3 protein-coding genes are annotated in these 3,430 nt (G+C 66.7%); all 3 read left to right on the top strand.

Features of this window, described 5'->3' with window-relative positions; translation table 11 throughout:
- The first annotated feature begins 420 nt into the window (after positions 1-420).
- Entirely contained in the window at positions 421-1,047 is a 627-nt protein-coding gene (locus ACIQ6O_RS14820) for a ferrochelatase (protein ID WP_396208554.1), read from the top strand.
- A gap of 288 nt (positions 1,048-1,335) precedes the next feature.
- A complete protein-coding gene (locus ACIQ6O_RS14825) occupies positions 1,336-2,625 on the top strand; it encodes a hypothetical protein (protein WP_396208555.1) in 1,290 nt (429 codons plus the stop codon).
- 30 nt (positions 2,626-2,655) lie between these two features.
- Positions 2,656-3,430 (top strand): TonB-dependent receptor plug domain-containing protein (locus ACIQ6O_RS14830; RefSeq protein ID WP_396208556.1); only part of this gene is annotated, 775 nt, incomplete at its 3' end.

Raw genomic sequence — 3,430 nt, forward strand, 5'->3', positions numbered from 1 at the left:
CGCCAACACGCCGGCCGACCGCAAGTACGGCGAGTGGTTTCTCATCGGGACGGAGCCGGGGGCGCTGGCGTGGCCGCTCTCCCTCTTCCGCCTTGGGCCGATTGGGTACTGAGCTCTGAGATTCGAGAACACCGACTGAGAGTCGAAGGGCGAGAGTGAGAAGCCCGCCCCGATAGAAGCGAGACATCAGGCTTCCCGAGGTGAGAAGGGAGTGCGTAGCATCCTCGCTTCCCACCTCTGGTCAGCGGGCCTCTCGCTTCTATCCGAGCGCGTGTCTCCCTCGCGCCTCTCGGTGCTCATCCTGAACTCTCGGGTCTCGCGTTTCCCGCGGGTAGGTAAGGTTACGGACCGCCCTCGCGTACGAAACCGGAATGGAGTCCGTTTGCGCACTCCCCGAGGTTACCGTCACGAGCCCCTCGGATGTCCTTCCGTTTCGCCGCCCTGCCGCGCACCATGCGGCCGGCCACTCCACTGCGCAGAACACGACATTGGCTGGGCAAGTTCATTGCGACGCGTAGGGCACCGAAGGTGCGCAAGTTGTACGACGCCATCGGCGGCGGGTCGCCGATTCTCAAGTGGACCACGGCGCAGGGCGAGGTGATGTGTCGTCGCCTCGACGAGATGTCGCCCGACACCGCGCCGCACACGTTCTACGTGGCGTTCCGCTATGCCCCGCCGTTCGCTGACGATGCCCTGCGCAAGATGAAGCTCGATGGCATCACGCGTGCGGTGGCGTTCACGCAGTATCCGCTCGAAACGCTGTCGGAGCTCGACATCGAGTATGCCGAACTCGCCCACAAGCTCGGTATGCCCGGCTTCAAGCGCGCGCCGGCGCTGAATGCGCGTCAGGAGTTCCTCGATGCACTCGCCGATATCGTGCACGAACACCTGCAAGCGGGCGCTCCGTGGAGCTCACAGTACCGGCAGCGTTGCCCGGGGTGTGTGAATGCCGCGTGCCGTTGGGTGCCGTCCCGTGTGGCGACTTCCCATGCCGCCGGGGGATCGCGCGTCGAGGCGTCGGCCGGCGCCACGGTGCACGCGCGCTGATCACCGCCAACCCTTCCGTCTTCGCATCGTCCTCGGCGTCCCCGCGTGTCCCAGCGTGTTCCTGCTGCTGTGGCGTATTGTCGGCTTTGGCAGGCGGGGCGGGACTCCGGGGCCTAGAAGGGCCCATGCTCCGAACATCGCGGGCAGAGGTGCGCGCGTTCCCCACCTTGGGTGGGAACGCGCCATTATTGATATTGACATCGCATTAACAAAGCTTTAGCTATCTCCCTCTTAATGAGAGCGGTCAATCAACAGGCCGTTCCAACTGTCCTCGGGAGGTTCTCTGCCATGCCCTCGATAGCTCGCTGGTACACTCGTTCACGCTCGGCCACGCGCAGCCGCGCGCTCGTGTCGGCTGTTGCGCTCGTCCTGCTCGGCGCCTGCGCCGATGACGAACCCACCGCCATCGCCGCCACGGTGCCCTCGACGGACTTCCGTCGGCTCGTCGTGTCTGATACCGCGGCCTTCGCCCGCATCTTCGACGCGGCCACGGGCGCCCGGGTCGACTCGATGGGCGGCCTGCCGTCGCGCATCACCTACCTCTACACGGCCAAGGGGCGCATCGCGTTCGCGCATTTCCAGACCCGCAACCAGGTGTCGTTCATCGACGGTGGCGTGTTCGAGCAGAACGGCCGCGGGAGCAAACAGCCGCCACGCATCATCGGCAGCTTCGCCGATCAGACACCGATTCACGGCAACTACAACGGCGACATGGTATCGGTGCACTTCGACGGGAGCGGCAACGTGCGCTTCTGGAGCGAACAGGGCGTGGCGGCTGGCAACACGCAGCCCGTCCTCACGGTTCGTACCGGGAATGCCCATCACGGCGCCGGAATGGCCACGTTCGACGGCGGGTTTGTATCCGCTTCCATTCAGGATCCGGCGAACCCCGTGCTTCCCAACGGCGTGGTGGTCTTCAACCGGCAGGGCGCCGAACTCGCACGCAACACGTCGTGCCCGGGCCTGCACGGTCTCGCGGGGAACAACGCCGGCAAGTTGTACGGCTGTGCCGACGGCGCATTGTTCGTGAGCATCAGCGGCAATGCTCCGGCGTTCGCCAAGTTCACACATGCGAGTGACCCACGTTTCGGCGTGGGTACAGTGTGGGCGCGCGACGGCCAGCCGAACTTCCTCGTGCGCATGTCCATTCGTGGTCAGCCGGTAAGTGCGGCCACGCGTGCCCTTGGCGTGGCGCAGGTCTCCACGCGCACCATGCTGCCGATCGCGCTCCCCGGCAGTGACCTCGACTGGACGGCGGAGCTCGACTACGCGGGCCGTCACGCGCTGGTACTCGGTCGCACGGGCAACCTGTACGTTGTCGACATGGCCACACGTCAGGTTACCGGTACGATTGCCGGCCTCGTGCCCCCCATGCCAACGAGTGGTACGGTGCTCACGCCGTTCTTCGCGTTCGCCGACGGGGTGGCCTACGTGACCAGTCCGCTGCAGGGGCGCGTGTACGAGATCGCGCTCGCGGCCAACGGTGCCGCGTCGATCAGTCGTACGATGAACGTGGGTGGCACCCCTGAGCGCATCGCCGTACTCGGTGTGCGCGAAAACCGGACACTCCAGCGCTGAGTCACACGTCTCGGCTTCGTGGGGACCGTCGTGGCCTCGTCAACGACGCTGCGCGTTGCGATCATCGCCGTCGGGCTGGTGTGGCCGACGGCGATGTTCGGACAGCGCGCATCAACTCCGGCGGACACCACCGCACGGAAGCGAACCGATCGTGACACGGTGCGCGCCCAGCAACTCGGGGTCGTGCGTGTCACGGCCGTGCAGGGTAGCGGAGTGGCGCTGGTACGTCCGGTCAGCGCGCTCGATGGGCGCGAGCTCGACCGGCGACGGGCGCCGTCCATTGCGGCGACGATTGCCGGCGAGCCGGGCGTCACCTCGCGCAGCAATGGCCCCATGGCCACGCAGCCGGTCATTCGTGGGCTCACCGGAGATCGGGTGCTCGTACTCGAGGACGGCCAGCGCACCGGTGACATCTCCACCACGGCGCCGGATCACGCCGTGACCATCGATCCCATGTCGGCGCGACGCGTGGAAGTGGTGCGTGGGCCAGCCGGGCTCTTGTACGGCAGCAATAGTCTCGGTGGCGTGGTGAACGTGGTACGTGACGACGTCCCCGCGGAACGTGTGGCGCACGCCATAAGTGGGGCGTTCAGCGGACAGGGCGAGTCGGTGAATAACGGCGGGGCCATGCACGCCCATCTGCAGGGTGGGGCGGGGGCCTTTGCCTGGCGCACCAACGCCGCGTGGCGCACGGCCGGCGATACGCGCGCGCCGAACGGCATGCTGCCGTTCTCCGACTTGCGTGGGCACGATGTTGGCATCGGCGCGGCCCTGGTGGATGTGGCCACCTCGAAGGGCATCTGGC

It is taken from the genome of Gemmatimonas sp. (assembly GCF_044345575.1).
GTDB lineage: Bacteria > Gemmatimonadota > Gemmatimonadetes > Gemmatimonadales > Gemmatimonadaceae > Gemmatimonas.

Coding starts and splice junctions, on each gene's coding strand:
- ACIQ6O_RS14820 (WP_396208554.1), top strand. CDS start 421: ATGTCCTTCCGTTTCGCCGCCCTGCCGCGCACCATGCGGCCGGCCACT.
- ACIQ6O_RS14825 (WP_396208555.1), top strand. CDS start 1,336: ATGCCCTCGATAGCTCGCTGGTACACTCGTTCACGCTCGGCCACGCGC.